We start from the raw sequence: 15,190 nt of genomic DNA, 5'->3' as shown, positions 1-15,190 counted from the left end.
CCGCTTAGCGCCCGCGACGGACCAGCACGCTGGAAAGGCCTTCGGGCAAGACACGGATGATCAGGATCACTGCAAACAACATGCCGATCTGGCCGATGATCTGCCCATAGCTTGCATTCAGGGCCATTCGAATCATCGCCAGGAACACCGCGGCCGGCGCGGTACCAAGCAGGACATTTGCCCCGCCGACCACGACGGTGACAAAACTCTCCACCACGAATGTCGCACCCATCGTCGGAATCAACGTCATCGTCGGCGCGTAAAGCGCGCCACAAAGACCTGCGAGCCCGGCGCCGATGCCGAAACTGATTGCGTAGATCCGCCCCGTGCGCGCACCCAACGCCTTTGCCATCGCGGCATTCTGCATGGTCGCGCGCGCCATCACGCCGAACCGCGTCTTCATGAAGATCACGTAGAGACCGATCAGCACGGCGACTGCACACGCGAACAGCACCAGGCGATAGGTCGAGAATGTGTAGCCGCCGATCGCAAAGCTGCCCTCCGGCGTGCCAATCCCCGTGATCGATGATCCCACGATCAGGAGCATCGATTGCGTGACGATCAGGCTGAGCCCCCAGGTGGCGAGCAGGGAATCCAGCGGTCTTTTGTATAGCCGACGAACAATGAGGTATTCGACGACAACCCCGATCAATCCAGCCGTCACCGCGGCAAGCACCTGAGCTAGGGCAAGCGGTACACCGAGCTTCACAAGCCCGACCGTCACATAGGCGCCGCACATGATGAACTCGCCATGCGCCATGTTGATGACGCCCATCATGCCGAACACGATGGCGAGGCCTGCGGCCGAGAGGATCAGAAACGCAAAGACGTCGGCGAATTGGTAGAATACCGAGAAAAGTTCAGCCGACATCATCGGTCTCCTGCTCCTTCATCATGGACGCCGCAGCGATGCGGCGCCCGCGCAGTCCGAAGTCATGATCCGATGAGTGGCGTCACGACTTGTTGGGCAAATGGCTCGGCGTGTACTGGTCCTTGTCATTTTTCTTGGTGAGATCGCAGCCGATGTCACCAAGCCAATACGGCTTGATGGTTCCGTAGTCCTTCTCGACGGTCACTTCATGTTGGGGACCGACAGAGATCAGACGCATGCGATGGGACGTGTGCTGACTCTTCCGGTCGATGCAGACCTTGCCTTCGGGCGCATCGATGCAGGCATCGCCGGTCGCGATCACCTTGCGCATGTCCTCGAGCTTGGTCGATTTCGCCTTCTCGACCAACGTCTTGTACATGTAGAGCGCGTTATAGGCATTGTAGCCCATGTCGTTGATGTAGAGCTCGTCGGGGAACTTCGCATGCCAGCGCTTCTTGAAGTCGTTGGCTTCGGGCGTATCGATCTCCTCGAACCAGTTCGCGGTCGCATGCATGTTGTTGAGCGCCGGCGGCTTGAACCGCTTATGCTCGAAGCCGAGCATGACCTTGATCGACGAGCCCATCGGCAGGTTGAGCTTCGCCGCGGCGGCCTGCTCGAAGAACGAGTCCTGGGCGGCGCCGACATTGATCGTCAGAAGCCAATCCGGTTTCGCTTTCTGGATGTTCTGGATCGTCTGCGCGAACTGTGAAACGCCGAGCGGGATGAATTCCTCTCCGACGACCTCGCCGCCAAGATCCTTCATGATCTTGCGGTTCCACTCCGCCGAAATCTGTCCGAAATTGTAGTCGGCGGCGATGACGTAGACCTTCTTGCCGAACTTCTCGACCATCCAGGGGATCAGCGTCGAGAACTGCTGCTCGGGTACCGCCCCCATGCTGATCATGCTGGCGTCGCCCACGCCGCCTTCGTACTGGTTGGTGTAGAAGTACGGCGTGGTCGTCCGATCGATGATCGGCCGAACGGCCTCGCGCGAAGCGGACGTGATGCCTCCGATCAGCACGTCGACCTTGTCGCGGCTGAGCAGCCGTCGCGCAAACTCCTGATAGCGGGCGTTATCGCCCTGCGGGTCGAGATGGATGAGCTCGATCTGCCGCCCGAGGATGCCGCCACTCTTGTTGATCTCCTCGACCGCAAGCTGCGAGCCGTGCAGTTTCGGCATGCCCATGAACGCCAGATCGCCGGAGACGTCTTCGAGCAGACCGACCTTCAATGGCGGCTCGGCTGCCTGCGCGGCGCCGAACGCCGCCGTCCCCAGCACGACGCCAAGAAAGGCAGTCCTGAGCAGATGTCCGGAATTCATTGAAATGTCCCCTTGTTGAAAAGCCGCTGAGGTTCACGCCTTGAGGTAGGTTTTCAGGATCGATGCACCCATCGTGTATTTCGGGTCGACCATGTTGCCGAGCCGCATGCGCCCGGCCTGGCTGAGCAGCATGTACGCATCGATCTCGTCAAAGCCGTAGTCGGCGCTCATCCATCGCGTGAGTTCGCGATAGGCGATGCGGGCCGCATCCTCGAGCGGGCGTGCGCTGCCGATCGTCATGATGAAGTCGCGTGTCTCCAGGCGCGGCCAGGCAAAGCTCCAGTTCTTGATCAGATCGATCTGTAGCGTGACCGTCGCACGCTGCTCGAGCGCGACACCGGAGAGTTCGCCATCGCCCTGTGTTGCGTGGCAGTCGCCGACGTAAAGAAGCCCACCCTCGGCATGCACGGGCAAATAGAGAATGGCTCCGGGCGCGACATCGGGCAGGTCCATGTTGCCACCGTGATAGTCCGGCTGCAGCGAGGAGATCGCCTCGATCTCGGGCGACACACCAATCGTGCCGATGAACGGCTCGTAGGGCAGCGTGATCTTGTCGTTCCAGCGAACGCCGTTCCTGTCGACATGCAGCTTGCGGACGCGCTCAGGCAGCGGCGGATTGAGCATCGCCGTCGAGCTCGTCCCAACAAGGCCGCCGAACTCGGGGATGATACAGGTCGTTCCGGCGGGCTGCTCGCCGCGCGTCTCGACGTCGTGGATATAGACGGCGAGACAATCGCCCTTCTTGGCGCCCTTGACCGCAATCGGTCCACATTGCGGGTTGAGATACGGAAAGTTCAGTTTCGCTGTGGGACTGTCGCTCTCGCTCGTGAGTACGCCGCCAAAGGCGTCCTCGGTCTCGACGACAACGATCTCTCCCGGATCGATCGACAGCGTCGGCTTCGCATAAGGTCCGTAGACGTAGTGGAAGGCCCCCTGCTGCTCGATCGTCAGGCTGCGCTTCATGCCGGCTGCCCCCTTGGCGACGGCGCGCTTCGACATGATGGAACTCTGCAACCAGTCTTCTGCTTTCATGCGAACGGCTCCTTGGATCAGAGAGCGGGATGGCGCTTGTGCCAGTCGGTGACGCGCTGGAACGCGTCACCCGCGTGGACGAGACCCGCTTCGTCGAAGTGGCGGCCGACAAACTGGAAGGCGACCGGGCCGCCGTTCGGGGCGAAGCCGCCCGGAAGGGTAATGGTCGGGCTTCCGGTCATGTCGAACGGACAGGTGAAGCGCAACAATCCGGCAATCAGGGAAGCGTCTTCGCCGAGCGCCGCCATCTTGGCTAGCGTGGGTGCGGCAAAGGCCTGGGCCGGCACAGCGATGAGATCGACCGTCTCAAACAGCCGCCGTACCGCGCCGCGAAACGCTTCGCGCCGCAGCACGATCTTTTGATAATCGGTGCCGGACTGCTGCAGGCCAAGATCGAGCAGTCCAGCGAGGGATGGGCCATATTCGTCCTTGCGCGAGGGATAGGTCCCCTCATGCGCGACCGCCGCCTCGATGCCGCAAAGCGGAAACCAGTCGTCGACAATGGCCTTGGCATCCGGAAAGGTGATCTCGCTGATCTCTGCGCCGAGGTCCGCCGCGACGCGCAAACCTTCACTGAGGACCTTGCTTGCGGCCTCATCGGTGCCTTCGCTGGTCCAGCGTCGATCGACACCAATCACAACGCCCCGCAGACTGCCGGACAGGCCTGCAAGATAATCCGGCACCGCCAGCGGCACAGCGGTGGTATCCTTGGCGTCCTCGCCCGCGATCGCACCGAGCATGGCGCCGCAATCGACCGCGCTGCGCGTCATCGGCCCGATATGATCCAGCGTCGCCGCGAGTTCGAATGCGCCATAGCGACTGACCCGCCCCCAGGTCGGCTTCAGCCCCGTGATGCCGTTGGCTGCGGAAGGAAAGCGGATCGATCCGCCGGTATCGGTGCCGAGTGAGCCGAAGCAGAGGCCGGCCGCGGTGGCGGAACCCGAACCGCTCGACGACGCGCCCGACCACAAATCCGCATTCCACGGATTTTTCGGCGGGTCGATCTTCGGATGGTGATCGGCGTACGCACCTTCGGTCTGCTGCAGCTTGCCGAGGATGATTGCGCCCGCGTCCTTCAGCCGTGCGACGACCGTGGCATCCTCATTCGGACGGAAGTCGCTGTGGATGGTCATGCCGTGCGCGGCCGGCGCACCCTTGACCCAGCAAAGGTCCTTGATCGCAACCGGCACGCCGTGCAACGGCCCCTTCAGCTTTCCAGACGCGATTTCCTTTTCCGCAACGGCCGCTTCCGCAAGCGCGGAATCAGCCATGACATAGGCGTAACTCTTGAGCTTCGAATCGAGCCGCTCAATCCGTTCAAGCATCGCCTTCGTCACTTCGACGGGCGACAGCTTCTTCGCCTGTATCTGCTGCCCAACCTCAACCAGCCCGAGATAACCAATATCTGTCGTCGGCATCGCCTTTCGCTCCTCGCTCGTCGCTTCCCAGGCGCATCAGGCCGATCGTCGCGCACGCGCCATCAGCCTGGCGACACGCATGTTTCGCCAGTTTCTTGTGTGGCAAAAGAAAAAAGCCACCCGCCCCTCCGGAATGAGGTGACGAATGGCTCAAATGCCGCTGCTATGGTCTATCGCATGGGCTCAAGATCGAACGGAGCAGTCGCTGCAGGGATCAGGACGTCATCGGCCTGACCGAAGCAGATTAAGGTTCGACAGTAAGCCCGGTAGTCAAAAAGTCTAGGTTCGTGCCTAGCGCATTGTCAACGAGGGAGGTTGCACAAATTTCGCAAGCGTCATGCGCAGCAAATCGGCAAGACCTCTTGCACCGGTATCGGCGGTGATGATTTCCTCAAGGCTCCGCCCCTTCGAAAGCCGTCAATGACAAAGCCGTCGGTTCCAGTTGGCATCATATGTTCGCAGTCCGGGCCCTATCAGGCCATGGGGCGCGAGATATTGAAGAGCGCCCTGATGGCGGTTGACGAGATCAACGATCACCCTGACTTTGATTTCTCGCTCACTGCGCATGTCCGCGATCCCCGCGGAGTCATTTCGGAATACCACACGGTTTGCGATGACCTCATTCGCAACGCCGGGGTCGAGCATATCATCGGCTGCTACACATCCGCCTCGCGCAAGCAAGTGCTGCCGATCGTCGAGCGCACCGATCGCCTGCTCTGGTATCCCGCGCGTTACGAAGGGTTCGAATGTTCAGACAATGTCATCTACGTCGGCGCATCGCCCAATCATAATGTCCTGCCGCTCGTGCGGTACGTGCTCGACAACGTGTCAAGGCACATCTTCTGCGTCGGATCCAACTATGTCTGGACGTGGGAGACCAATCGCGTCACCCGCGAGCTGGTGACGGCGGCGCAGGGAAGCATCCTTGCCGAACGGCTGCTCGAGCTGGGCGAAAGCGCAGTCGGGCACATCGTCGACGAAATCGTCCGCCGCAAGCCGCCCGTCGTCTTCAATACGCTCGTCGGCAGTTCGAGCTACGATTTCATCCGCGCCTTTCATGCCGCCACCACGGCTGCAGGTCTCGACATTCCGATGCTGAGTTGCAGCCTCTGCGAACCGGAGCTCAAGATCGTCGGACCCGCATCCGCCGGATGCATCACATCGTCAGCCTATTTCGAGAGCATCCGCCTGCCCGAGAACCTTGCTTTCGTGCAGCGCTGGAAGGCGCGTCATGGCGAGGCGAGCAGCCCATCCGTCGATGGACAATCCGCCTATGTCGCGGTGTATCTGCTGGCGCGTGCGCTGCATCGGGCCGGGACGTCCAACATTGGTGAAGTGCGGCGCGCGGCCGCCGGGTATCGCTACAATTCGCCGCAGGGACCGGTCTGGATCGATGGTGCCAATAACCATTGCGTCCTTACGCCACGCCTGGCCGTATCGAATGCGCAGGGACAGTTCGACATCTTCTGGGAGTCCGACGCGCCGGTTAAGCCGGATCCCTACCTGACACAGCTCGACGTCGCCGTCGGTCCCGTGCCTGAGAAGTCAAGGGACGGATCGTCGCCGAGTGCACTCCACTTGCGGGTCGTGAAATGAGCAAACCATCTTCATTTTCCCTCCGCGGCCGCAAGGCCCTCGTCGCTATCAAGGACGAGCGTGACCTGTCGATCGTCAGGCGCCAGTTCGAACGTCTGGGAATCGACGTCCTCACATGGGAGCAAGGAAGCGCTCTCGGGTGCCATCCGGATGTGACGCTGATCGACGATGAATTCCTGCCGCTCACCTCGCCGGCGCAGCGGGCCTTGCTTGGACGATGTCCCGTCATCGCCCTTTTGGGCACGGAGACCCCAAGCCGGCTGAAGCTGGTGCTGGAACTCGATCCGGCGTCGTTTCTGGTCAAGCCGCTGCGCTCCGCGGGCATCTATGCGGCGCTGGTGATGGCCTTCGAGCGGGCCGAGCGCACCAGCGAGCTAAAGCAGCAAGTCCTCAAGCTGGAAGAACGTCTTCGCTCGCGCCGTGTCGTATTGGCTGCCGTCCTGCAAGTGATGCATACGCACTCTGTTGCCGAACCTGCCGCTTTTGCACTGATCCGGCGAGCTGCCATGGAGCAGCGCAAAACAATCGAGCAGATGTCGGCTGAGATCGCCGCGAACGGAAGCCTGCCCCGCGCGACCGGATAGATTTTAAACGTATTCGTTCGACTTGGTGGAAATTTCCGTGCCGGCGACCAGCGTTACCTCGCCGTCAATGATGGGTTTGGCTACGCCGAAGAAGCGGAGGACGGCTTCGGAGTTGTTATGCCGATCCATCGCCGCGCGATCGACGTAGCGTTCGTAGGTCGTGAACACGCACGGATCCGTCGTGTCCTGCGATATGTGATAGCCGACAGTCGTCGTTTCGTTCGCTCGAACGCTCGCTGCGACTTCGAGCAGCGCCTGACGCATGGCGGCCTCATGGCCCTTCTTGGCCCGGATGATCGCGGTGATGGTCAACATCTCGCCCTCCTTGATTCGCCTAACCATTCAAGCCGTCGCGCCGCTCCTGCGCGTAACGCACCAGCGCGGCGAAGCGGTAGATGCCGTGGACGAACTTGCCATAGGGCATGGTGATGAACAGCGCGAACACGGCGCCGAGGTGCAGCGCGAGCAGCGGTCCCATGGCCGGCGTCGCACGCAACACCAGCAGCGCCATTCCGGTGACGCCCGTCAGGAACAGCATGGCGATGAAGCCGACATCCATACCATAGCTGGTATCATCGAGCAGCGCGGGATCGCGCTGGGCTTTCGCGAGCAACAACCCGATCGGCCCGACGATCAGACCGATGCCGCCGAGCGAGCCGAGCACGACCGGCAGGTCCCACCACGCATAGGGCGCCTCACGTCCCAGGAGGTAGTGATAGAGCGTGGCAACCGACGTCGCCGCGAAGCAGAGCAGAAAGCCGTAGAAGGTGAGATGGTGATAGAGCTTGCGCCGGTCGGTCGGCCGATCATCCTCATTGTAGCAGCCGACCCCGCCGCCATGGAGATAGCGCAGCTCGCCGGCATCGCGGATCGCCTGGAAGATCGAGCCGCCATCGGCGCGGCCACTGATCGGCTCGCCAATGTCGCGCCAGAACGCGCGCACGCTCATGATGAGGGCCAGGATGGCATAGAGGAAGGCCGCACCGAACAGTGCCGCCATCGCATTGTGCGGCATCAGTCTGTAGAAGGCGCCGGGGCCGGTGTGGACGCCGAAGAGCAGCGTCGGATCGTTGAACGCGGCAAAGCCGAGAATGAAAGCGGCCATGCTGAACGCGGCAATCAGGCTGATGACGAGCCCGTTGCGTGCGAACATACCGGACAGCGCGCGCGGCCAGGCGTAGGCGGCATAGGATTCGGCGCGCGCCACCGCCAGCGTCTTCGGCACATTGACGTTGAATTCGTGCGGCGGCGAGAACTGGCAGTCGACGTAGCAGGCGCCGCAGGCATGGCAGAGATTGGCGAGATAGTTGAGGTCGCCGTCGGAGAACGAGCGGCGCATCTCCATCGCGGGGAATACCGCGCACAATCCCTCGCAATAGCGACACGAATTGCAGACCGTCATCAGACGATCGGCTTCCTGCAATGTCCTAGTTCCGTGCATTCTTTGCCGCTTCCCATCCTGCGATCCGGCCGAACACGCTGCCGATGGTCATGCCGATGCCGGCGGCATAGCCGCGTCCCAGCACATTGCCGGCCATGATCTCGCCGGCGGCGAACATGTTGGCGGAAGATTTTCCATCCTTCATCAGCATCCGCGCCTGCCTGTTCACGCGCGTGCCGAGATAGGTGAAGGTGATGCCGGGCCGCACCGGATAGGCGAGATAGGGCGGCGTCTCGATCCGGCGCGCCCAATGCGTCTTCGGCGGCACGATGCCCTCGGTGCGGCAATCATCGAGGATGGTGTGATCGAAAGTGCCGGGCCGCACCGCGGCATTGAACTCGGTGATGGTCTTTTCCAGCGCCGTTGGATCAAGCTCGAGCTTGCCGGCAAGCTCAGCGATCGTGGCGCCGGCGATCGGCGGGAACAGCGTCGGCATGAAGCTGGTCACGACGGTTGAATCGAAAATGATATGGGCGATCTGGTCGGGCTGCGCGGCGACCAGCCGGCCCCAGATCGCGTAGCGCTTCGGCCAGATGTCCTCGCCCTCGTCGTAGAAGCGCTCCGCATGCTTGTTGACGACAATGCCGAACACGACGGAGTCATGTCGTGTGATGATGCCGCCGTCGAATTTCGGCGCGCGGGCGTCGATCGCCACGGCGTGGCACTGGGTGGGATCGCCGACCTCCTGCACGCCTTTGGCCAGCAGCATCTTCAGGATCGAGCCGCGATTATAGGGCGTGCCGCGAATCAGGAAATTGTCGGCGGCCTCGCCCCAATATTCCTTCAGCCATTCGATATTCGCTTCGAAACCGCCGGCGGCCGCAACCAGCGCCGCGGCGCGCACCTCGGTCGCGCCGTCGATCGGCTGCTTCAGCTCGGCCGAGAGGAACATGCCGTCTTCGATCCTGAGATCGACGACTTCGGCGTCGTAGCGGATCTCGACGCCGAGCCGTTCCGCCGTAAGATAGAGCGCGTTCAGCATCGCGCGGCCGCCGCCGAGGAAGAATGAATTGGTGCGGCCGAGGCTGAGCGTGCCGCCGAGCGAGGGCTGCCAGCGCACGCCCTGTTCCACGATCCAGTTCAGGATGTCCTTGGACTCGTGGATCATGAACCTGGCAAGTTCCTCGTCGGTCTGGCCGCCAGTCACGAGCAGCAGGTCTTTCCAGAACTCCTCCTCGGTATAGGGGCCGGTAAGGATCTCGGTCGCCGCGTCATGGGCGCAGCGCATGTTGCGTGTGTGGCGCGTATTGCCGCCGCGGTAGAATTTTGGCGCCCCCTCGAGCACCAGCACGGAGGCGCCGGCACGCCGCGCACTGATCGCCGCGCACAGGGCCGCATTGCCGCCACCGATCACCAGCACGTCGTATTTGCTGTTCATTCCTCTGCCCAACCGAGAAAGGCCATTTTCGGCGTTTTCCGGGATGCCTGCACCATTGTCCTTTTTGTATACAAAGATATACATAAGCGCCGCAAGCGCCGTCTTTGCATGGGATTGATGCGACTGCGACCGGAGGCAGGATGGCAAAGCGGCCGAACAAGGCGATCGGATCGATTTCGCGCGGCTCCGGCGTTCAGCTCGGGGAAGCCGTGTTCCGCTCATTGTGCGAGGCGCTGAAGGCGGGAGCCTATCGGGCCGGAGACCGGCTGCGGGAAGAGGAAGTTGCGCAGCGGCTGAAGGTCAGCCGCACCCCGGTGCGCGAGGCGCTGGGCCGGCTTGCGGAGCGCGGCTTCGTGGCGCCGGCGGGCGGCCGCGGGCTGATCGTCCGCAGCCTCGATGTCGGCGAAGTGCTCGAGCTCTATACCATGCGCGAGATCCTGGAAGGCGCGGCCGCCCGGCTTGCCGCCGAACACGCCTCACGGCCCGAGATCGATGCCCTGACGGATATCGAGCAGGCCTTTGCGGAACACCCCGACGATCCCACGGAGATGGCAGAGCTCAACCGCGCCTTCCATGAAGCGATCTGCCGCGCTGCCCGCAATCGCTATCTCGATGGTGCCTCCAGGGAGCTGCAGGACTGGATTGCGCTGCTCGGCCCCACCACCTTCTCCGTGACCGGCCGCCCCTCGACCAGCCGTAGGGAACATCGGGCCATCATCAGCGCGATTGCCGCCCGCGACGGCGACAAGGCGGAGAAATTGGCGCGCGCCCATATCAGGGAAGCGCTGCGCTGCCGCTTGAAACTTCTGCAGAAGCAGTAGCGAACGCTCCGCGCTATTTCCTTGCCCGCCGCGGCGAGCGCGCCGTCCCCTCGAGCGGCGGAGCAACGCGATCCAGGAGTTCAGTCGGTCCGCCGAGCGACCGCGTCAGCCGTGCCGCCGCTTGCGACAGCAGCGATGACATCGTCTTGATGCTGTCCTTGGTGAAGCGCGGCTTGGGGCCGGACAGCGACAGCGCGCCGACGAGCTTCCCGTTCGGTCCGAACACCGGACAGGCAATGCCGGCACAGTCCGGGTCGCGCTCGCCGAACGAAACCGCAATCGCGCCCCTCCTGATACGATCATAGGCCTCGCCGTTCTCGCCGTCGAACGCCAGGATGACTCGTCCCGCGGCGCCGCGGTCGAGCGGCAGCAGCATGCCGGCCTCGACGCGGTCGAGCGTCGAGTGCTGGGAATCGATGCGAAAGACGCACAGGCGGCGCTTGCCGTCATGCCGAACGTGGAACGACGGACTTTCCGTGCCCGCGGCCACCAGTTGCCTCAGGACCGGCATCACCTGGTCATGCAGATTGTTGGCGCGCTGATAGATCGCACCCAATCGGAACGGCGTCGGCCCGAGATGGTAGCGGCCCTCGGGGAGCTGCACGAGATAGCCGAATTCCTGCAGCGAGGTCATCAGCCGCAGCAGCGTGCTTTTGTACATCCCGGTATGCCGGGAGAGCTCGGCGAGGCTCATCGGCTCCGGTTTTTCCTCGAACGCCCCCAGGATGGTGAGCGCACGGTCGACGGCGGCAACGCCGGGCGAACGCATGGTGTCTCGTATCTCCTATTTGGAGAAGCCGGCCGGATCGATCAGTTTTGCGATAACCGGGAAGTACGCATCGCCCATCCCCTTGTCGATCGTCTCCTCGAAAATGCTACGCATGAGCGCCGCGCCCCGCAGGTTCACGCCGGCCTGCCCTCCCAGCTCCAGCGCATAGGTCAGGTCCTTCAGCGCATATTCGGTCGAGAACGCGCGCAGCGGAAATTCCTTCGCAACGATCGCCTTCATGCCGTGGTTGCGGAGCGCAAAACTGTCCGCCGATCCCTTGGACAGGGTTTCCAGCAGCAGTCTTGGTTCGACGCCGCTGTGGCTCGCAATCGCAACAGCTTCCGCCAATGCATTGACTGTCTCGAACAACACCATGTTGTTCAGGATCTTCGTCACCTGTCCGGCGCCGGTGCCGCCGCAGAGCGTGACGTCGGTGGCGAAATGGCGGATCAGCGGTTCGACTTTGGCAAACGCGTCGGCCGTCGCGCCGACCATCACGCTGAGCGTACCCTCCTGCGCCGCCTGACGGGTGCGCGCGATCGGCGCGTCGATCCACAGCGCGCCCTTTTCCGCCAGCCGCCGCGCAAACTCGCGGGTCATGCCGACATCGGAGGTACCGAGGTCGATCACGGTCTGACCGCTTCGGATCGACTGCGCGATGCCGCCCTCGAAAGCCGATGACACATGGTTTGCGCTCGGCAGGCAGATGAAGGTGACCTCGCTGCCGCTGACGACATCAGCAACCGATCCGGCGGCCGCGGCGCCATCGGCGACGATCCGCGCCAGCGGCTCCGCCGCAAGGTCGAACGCCAGCACTTTCCGTCCGCTTTTGCGCACCAGATTGCGGCAGATCGGCTCGCCCATGACGCCAAGACCGATGAAACCGATTGTCCCTGTCATGCAGGCATTCTCCTCACACTTTGGGGCGGCGACCGATGCGAACGCCTGCCCGTCTCGATAGCTTCACTTGACCAGCGGACAGCCGCCTTCGTTCATGGGCCGGAACACTTCTTCGCCGGGCCTGGAGCTGACGATCCTGTAATAATCGTATTTGTACTTGGATTCTTCCGGCTTCTTCACCTGCACCAGATACATGGTGTGCAGCACGCGTCCATCAGGGCGGACCGCGACATCCTTGTTGTACATGTCGTTGACCTTCATCTCGTGCATCTTGGCGGCAACGGCGGCCGTATCGGTCGTGCCGGCCGCCTTGACCGCGGCGAGATAGTGGTGGACGCCGCTATAGACGCCGGCCTGAACCATGCTCGCGACCTTGCCGTCCATCAACGCCGCATAGCGCTTCGACCAGGCGCGGGTTTCCTCATTGAGGTCCCAGTAAAACGAGGTCGTCACCTGCAGGCCTTGCGTCGCCTTCAGCCCGAGCGAGTTGACGTCGGTAATGAACACAAGGAGACCGGCCAGCTTCTGCCCGCCCTCGACGATGCCGAACTCGCCGGCCTGCTTGATCGCGGTCTGCACGTCCGCGCCCGAGGTCGCGAGCCCGACGACATCGGCCTTTGAGCCTTGCGCCTGCAGCAGGAACGAGGCGAAGTCCGCGGTGCCCAGCGGGTGTGCGGCCGAACCGATCACCTTGCCGCCGGCGGCCTCGATGAACTTGGTGGCGTCGCGCTGCAACGCATGGCCGAACGCATAGTCGGCCGTGACGAAGTACCAGGTCTTGCCGCCGGCACGCGTGATCGCATCGCTGGTCAGCTTCGACAGCGCATAGGTGTCGTAGTTGAAGTGAAAGCTGATCGGCGAGCAGGATTTTCCGGTGAAGTCGGACGAGCCGGGCCCACTGATGACGAAGATCTTGTTCTTCTGCCGCGCGATTTCCAGGATGGCAAAGCCCGCGGAGGATGCGGCGCCATCGGCGATCATATCGACGCCTTCGTTGTCGAACCATTTGCGTGCGGTGGCAGAGGCAATGTCCGGCTTGTTCTGGTGATCGGCGGTGATGATCTCGATCTTCTTGCCGAGAATTTCGTTGCCGAAATCCTCCGCCGCGAGCTTCGCCGCGGCGATCGAGCCGCGGCCGCCATTGTCGGCGAACACACCGGATTGGTCGTTGAGCACGCCGATCCGAATGACGTTATCGGCTGCCGACGCGACGCTCACCTGCGCGGCCAGCACGGCCACAATCGTCCAACACAACTTCATCAATACCCTCCCTACCTAACTCAAGTATTCTGCCTGCTCAGGATGTCCTGCAGTACTGGAGCGATATAGGCGCGGAACTGCGCTGGATTCTCGCTCATCGGGAAATGGCCAAGCCGCTCCATGATCGTGGCCTTGGCGCCTGGAATGCTTGCGGCAGTACGTAGCGTGTCCTCCGGCGTGCAGGAGAAATCGTATTCGCCGGTCAAGAGATAGAGCGGGCACTGGCGCACATCGATCTGGCCGACGCGGCCGCGCAGATCGCCGTCGACCCGGTAGAAATAGAGATCGCCCTTGAAGATACCGGGACCGCCCTGCTTGTAGCCCCAAAGGGTCTCGTCGCGCGCGACCTGCGGACCGTTCGGCGTGATCAGGCCGGAGACCAGCGCGGCGCAGACTTCGCCGCCATGGACATCGGGCCGGTTCAGCCAGGCCGTGTCGTACCAGGGTTGCTGGAAGTCGGCGGCCTCGAGTCCGATCAGCGCGCGAAACTCGCTGGCATGCGATATCGCAAGATTGAGGACGATACGTCCCCCGATCGAGCAGCCCATCACGACAGGCCGATCGAGCCCCAAGGCGTTGCAAAAGGCGCGGATGGTGGCCGTGTAGGTCGCCGTCGTCAGCCTGTATTCGTTGGCATATCGGCTGTCCGGCGGGTTCGACTTGCCGTGCCAGGGCATGTCGAACGCGATGATGCGGAACTGCTTCGTGAACTCTTCGTCGATGAGCAAATGGCGCCACTGCCGCGCGTCGGAGCCGGCGGTGTGCAGGCAGACCAGGGGAATGCCGGTGCCATTTTCCTCGAAATAGATGCGGTTGATCTCGCCATCGATCTCGACATGGACGTAGCGTCCAACGATCGGTTCGACAAAGCCACTCATGATGCGCCCACCAAACCGCTGCGACGCGGCAACGCCAGGAGATCCTTGAAGTACTGCAGGTGCGACATGAAGGGATGCAGATCGCCTTCCATCGTCGCCTCCCCGCGCTTGGTGAGCGCGAGCAGATCGTGCCAGCCCGGCGGCGGCATCGCCTGCCAATAGGCGCGATATGCGGCCGGCGTCGCGCGATAGGCGAAACGCCAGGACCGCATCAGCACCGGTGCGGGAGTCATATCGAGGATTTGCCCGCCGCAAATGGTCACATGAAAGGGCTGCACCGTGGGTCCGAGCAGACACTCCACATCAAGCAGCCGGCCGCGGCTGATCAGCTTCTCATCGCGCGACAGCAATTCCGGAATGGTCTTGAACGCTTCGACCACCTGATTGTCGAACGCGACAGATGGCCGGTCGGTCGATGCCGCATCAGGGTTCACGCTCGATTCCTCCAACCCTATCGTTCTGTGCAGCAGAACGATGTTCTATTTTGTCGTTGCCCTTTTACACTTGGTTTCCCAGTGAACTCAAGGGGGATCGGCGACATCTGGTGATTGGTAGTCGAGCGAGCTCCATAGGTATTTCCTCCGCGCGACCCGAGGGGGCGCAGGTATGACCACAATGACGGTCGATATGATCTGGGATGGGCAACGTCCCGAGGAAATTCTCGGTACTGGAGCAGCGGATCTCATCGCGGTCGGCCGCGGGGAAACGTCGAACGTAGCGCGTGGATCCTAGCCGGCGCCAAAGCAGATTTCGATCGAGGCTGCCCGAGCGCTCAATGCACGCGAGCAGCGGCCGTCTTGAACGGTAAAGTCACCGACGTTGCGGTGTCTCGTCGCCCTGTTGTGAGCTGGCCTCGTCGGCCGCCGGGAATATGGCGTCGTATATCGCGCGCGCCTCTCGAATAAGCCGAGCCCGCTCGAG

15 protein-coding genes are annotated in these 15,190 nt (G+C 62.5%); 3 read left to right on the top strand and 12 right to left on the bottom strand.

The window, feature by feature from the left end:
- Positions 1-4: 4 nt before the first annotated feature.
- The 4 genes from ACZYOF_RS05030 to ACZYOF_RS05015 all read right to left on the bottom strand — a co-directional run bounded on the left by ACZYOF_RS05030 (position 5) and on the right by ACZYOF_RS05015 (position 4,642).
- Entirely contained in the window at positions 5-871 is an 867-nt protein-coding gene (locus tag ACZYOF_RS05030; RefSeq protein WP_463715012.1) for an ABC transporter permease subunit, read from the bottom strand.
- Positions 872-953: 82 nt separating this feature from the next.
- Complete coding sequence (locus ACZYOF_RS05025; protein ID WP_463715011.1) at positions 954-2,192, bottom strand: urea ABC transporter substrate-binding protein; 1,239 nt, start codon at positions 2,190-2,192, stop codon at positions 954-956.
- Between the two features lie 33 nt (positions 2,193-2,225).
- Positions 2,226-3,224 (bottom strand): acetamidase/formamidase family protein, encoded by a 999-nt coding sequence (locus ACZYOF_RS05020; protein WP_282526800.1) that lies wholly within the window; start codon positions 3,222-3,224, stop codon positions 2,226-2,228.
- A gap of 17 nt (positions 3,225-3,241) precedes the next feature.
- Entirely contained in the window at positions 3,242-4,642 is a 1,401-nt protein-coding gene (locus ACZYOF_RS05015) for an amidase (protein WP_463715010.1), read from the bottom strand.
- A 420-nt stretch (positions 4,643-5,062) separates the two neighbouring features.
- On the opposite strand from ACZYOF_RS05015, the gene ACZYOF_RS05010 reads away from it, so the two are divergent.
- Positions 5,063-6,238, top strand: coding sequence for a transporter substrate-binding domain-containing protein (locus ACZYOF_RS05010; protein WP_463715009.1), 1,176 nt, complete (start codon positions 5,063-5,065; stop codon positions 6,236-6,238).
- The gene (locus ACZYOF_RS05005) at positions 6,235-6,822 is read left to right on the top strand and encodes an ANTAR domain-containing response regulator (protein WP_130577305.1); all 588 of its coding nucleotides are present in this window, start codon (positions 6,235-6,237) and stop codon (positions 6,820-6,822) included. The genes ACZYOF_RS05010 and ACZYOF_RS05005 overlap by 4 nt, the downstream gene beginning before the upstream one ends.
- 3 nt (positions 6,823-6,825) lie before the next feature.
- Here ACZYOF_RS05005 and ACZYOF_RS05000 read toward each other — a convergent pair whose 3' ends face one another.
- Genes ACZYOF_RS05000 through tcuA form a run of 3 tightly spaced genes read right to left on the bottom strand, consistent with a single transcriptional unit; the run spans position 6,826 to position 9,641 of the window.
- Complete coding sequence (locus ACZYOF_RS05000; RefSeq protein ID WP_463715008.1) at positions 6,826-7,137, bottom strand: putative quinol monooxygenase; 312 nt, start codon at positions 7,135-7,137, stop codon at positions 6,826-6,828.
- 19 nt (positions 7,138-7,156) lie between these two features.
- Entirely contained in the window at positions 7,157-8,263 is a 1,107-nt protein-coding gene (gene tcuB / locus ACZYOF_RS04995) for a tricarballylate utilization 4Fe-4S protein TcuB (RefSeq protein ID WP_130577303.1), read from the bottom strand.
- Positions 8,250-9,641 carry an FAD-dependent tricarballylate dehydrogenase TcuA gene (gene tcuA, locus ACZYOF_RS04990; protein WP_463715007.1) on the bottom strand — a complete coding sequence of 464 codons (1,392 nt, stop codon included), beginning with the start codon at positions 9,639-9,641 and terminating at the stop codon, positions 8,250-8,252. Before tcuA ends, tcuB begins: the two co-directional genes overlap by 14 nt.
- Positions 9,642-9,781: 140 nt before the next feature.
- Between tcuA and ACZYOF_RS04985 the strand changes: the two genes are divergently transcribed.
- On the top strand, positions 9,782-10,462 hold the full coding sequence (locus tag ACZYOF_RS04985; RefSeq protein ID WP_130577301.1) for a GntR family transcriptional regulator: 681 nt from the start codon (positions 9,782-9,784) through the stop codon (positions 10,460-10,462).
- Between the two features lie 13 nt (positions 10,463-10,475).
- On the opposite strand, the gene ACZYOF_RS04980 is transcribed toward ACZYOF_RS04985, so the two are convergent.
- The 5 genes from ACZYOF_RS04980 to ACZYOF_RS04960 all read right to left on the bottom strand — a co-directional run bounded on the left by ACZYOF_RS04980 (position 10,476) and on the right by ACZYOF_RS04960 (position 14,703).
- Entirely contained in the window at positions 10,476-11,231 is a 756-nt protein-coding gene (locus ACZYOF_RS04980; protein WP_130577300.1) for an IclR family transcriptional regulator, read from the bottom strand.
- Between the two features lie 15 nt (positions 11,232-11,246).
- Positions 11,247-12,131: an NAD(P)-dependent oxidoreductase gene (locus ACZYOF_RS04975; RefSeq protein WP_463715006.1), complete on the bottom strand. Its 885-nt coding sequence runs from the start codon at positions 12,129-12,131 to the stop codon at positions 11,247-11,249.
- Between the two features lie 63 nt (positions 12,132-12,194).
- Positions 12,195-13,391: an ABC transporter substrate-binding protein gene (locus tag ACZYOF_RS04970; protein WP_130577298.1), complete on the bottom strand. Its 1,197-nt coding sequence runs from the start codon at positions 13,389-13,391 to the stop codon at positions 12,195-12,197.
- Positions 13,392-13,411: 20 nt separating this feature from the next.
- Positions 13,412-14,269: an alpha/beta fold hydrolase gene (locus ACZYOF_RS04965; protein ID WP_463715005.1), complete on the bottom strand. Its 858-nt coding sequence runs from the start codon at positions 14,267-14,269 to the stop codon at positions 13,412-13,414.
- Positions 14,266-14,703 (bottom strand): hypothetical protein, encoded by a 438-nt coding sequence (locus tag ACZYOF_RS04960; RefSeq protein WP_282526792.1) that lies wholly within the window; start codon positions 14,701-14,703, stop codon positions 14,266-14,268. The genes ACZYOF_RS04965 and ACZYOF_RS04960 overlap by 4 nt, the downstream gene beginning before the upstream one ends.
- Between the last annotated feature and the right edge of the window lie 487 nt (positions 14,704-15,190).

This window comes from Bradyrhizobium sp. LeoA1Lang, assembly GCF_055413685.1.
Note: the sequence above shows the minus strand (reverse complement) of the source record. Positions and strands in the feature narration are given on the sequence as shown.